1 protein-coding gene is annotated in these 2050 nt (G+C 23.4%); it reads left to right on the top strand.

Annotation, left to right across the window (positions count from 1 at the left end; genetic code table 4):
* Positions 1 to 312: 312 nt before the first annotated feature.
* Entirely contained in the window at positions 313 to 1797 is a 1485-nt protein-coding gene (locus tag EHV01_RS05020) for a DEAD/DEAH box helicase (RefSeq protein ID WP_422066497.1), read from the top strand.
* Positions 1798 to 2050: the final 253 nt, after the last annotated feature.

Raw genomic sequence — 2050 nt, 5'->3', positions numbered from 1 at the left:
TTTTTTCATAAAATTCTAAAAATTGATCATCTGTTAAGCTATTTATTAATTCTGTAATTATTTTTTTCATTAATTATTTACCTCCATATATTAAAAATATACCTAATTTTAGGTATATTTTATAAATATCAAGAGTTTTCGACAAAATTAAAGRAAAAAATKTTTTATTTTATTAAGTTTTTAAGATATAATTAATAAGTTGTTAAATTTTAATTTATTCTGTTATCTAAAATAATATTAATATGTAAATTCAACAGCTGTAATGTTAAAAAAACAACTAAACTATTTATACTAAATTTTAAAGGAGACTAAATGAATTTTAATACATTAAATTTATACCCAGCATTACAGCGAATGATTGTTAAAATGGGTTATACTAACCTAACTGAAATCCAAGAAAAAGCTATTCCAGTGGCTCTTAATAATCAAGATATTATTGGTAAAAGTCATACGGGAACTGGTAAAACTGTAGCTTTTATTTTGCCAATTTTACAAAACTTAAATACGCACTTAAAACAACCACAAGCGATTATTTTATGCCCAACCCATGAATTAGCGAGCCAAATAATTGACCAGGTTCGAAAATTAGCAACTTATTTGGAAGGTGTAAATGCAACCTTAATTTGTGGTGGTTCACATATCCAACGTCAAATTTATGCTTTACGAAAAAGTAATATTATTGTGGGAACTCCGGGACGAATTGCTGATCATATTAATCGTAAAACATTACGATTAGATAAAATTAAAACAATTGTTTTAGATGAAGCTGATGAAATGTTAAAAATGGGATTTAAAAATGATCTTGATAAAGTATTTCAAAATGCTCCTAAACAATATCAAACATTATTATTTTCAGCAACAATGTCAAAACAAGTATTAGAAATTGCTAATAACTATCAAAATAATCCTGTTGAAATTGTTGTTACAAAAAATGTTATTGAACAAAATAATATTAGACAGCAATATGTAAATGCATTGTCTTATCATAAGGAAGATGTTTTAATAGCATTATATAAACATTTGCAACCAAAACGAAGTATTATTTTTTCAAATACAAAAGTTTTTACTAATAAAATTGCTGAAATGTTAACAAATAATGGTATTCCTTGTTGTGTCATTAATGGTGATAAAAGTCGTTATGAACGAGGGCAGGCAATGCGTTTATTTCGGGATGGTAAAGTACAAGTTATGGTTGCCACTGATGTTGCGGCACGAGGAATTGATATTGATAATATTGATTATGTTATTAATTACGATATTCCAATAGAACGAGAAAGTTATATTCATCGGATTGGAAGAACAGCACGTGCTGGTGCTACTGGTGTAGCAATATCAATTGTTTCAAATCGTAATGATTTAATAGAAATTCAACATTTGGGTACATATCAAAAGAAAAAAATTGAGTTATTAGATATTACAACATATGATTTAAAACAAAAACCACAAGGAACAAAAAACATTAGTTCTAGTAATAAAAAAGCAACTTTTAATCAAAAAAATAATAGTTTTAAATATGAGTATTCATATTTAGATAATAAAAAGAACCAATCTAATGCAAAAAAGAAATTTAATACCCAAGGTAATAAAAAATGAAAACAAAAAAAAAAAAAAAACAAAAATTTGATAAATCTAATTTTAGTTTTAATCGAATTTAAGTTTGCTTATTTTTTAAAAAAAATAAAAACAATAAATCAACTTTTTATAAATTGTTTTTTATTTATTATTATTTTATATAAAGCAATAATTTGATTTTTAACTAGTATGATAAATTTAAAATCTATTGCTAATTTAAATTAAATGTTATAGAATAAAAACCGTATATGATTTTAAAAAATAAGTATTATGGTTTAAAATAAATTGCCTTAATTGAATAAGAAAGAAAAACAGAATGGAAATTACTGCAGAAATTAAAAGAGCATTAAAAAAACTCTTTAATTTTGTCAAAAACTCTTGATATTTATAAAATATACCTAAAATTAGGTATATTTTTAATATATGGAGGTAAATAATTAATGAAAAAAATAATTACAGAATTAATAAATAGCTTAAW

Source organism: Spiroplasma sp. hy2 (genome assembly GCF_044714365.1).
Taxonomy (GTDB): domain Bacteria; phylum Bacillota_I; class Bacilli_A; order Mycoplasmatales; family Mycoplasmataceae; genus Spiroplasma; species Spiroplasma phoeniceum.
This window is presented reverse-complemented; position numbering and strand designations above follow the sequence as displayed.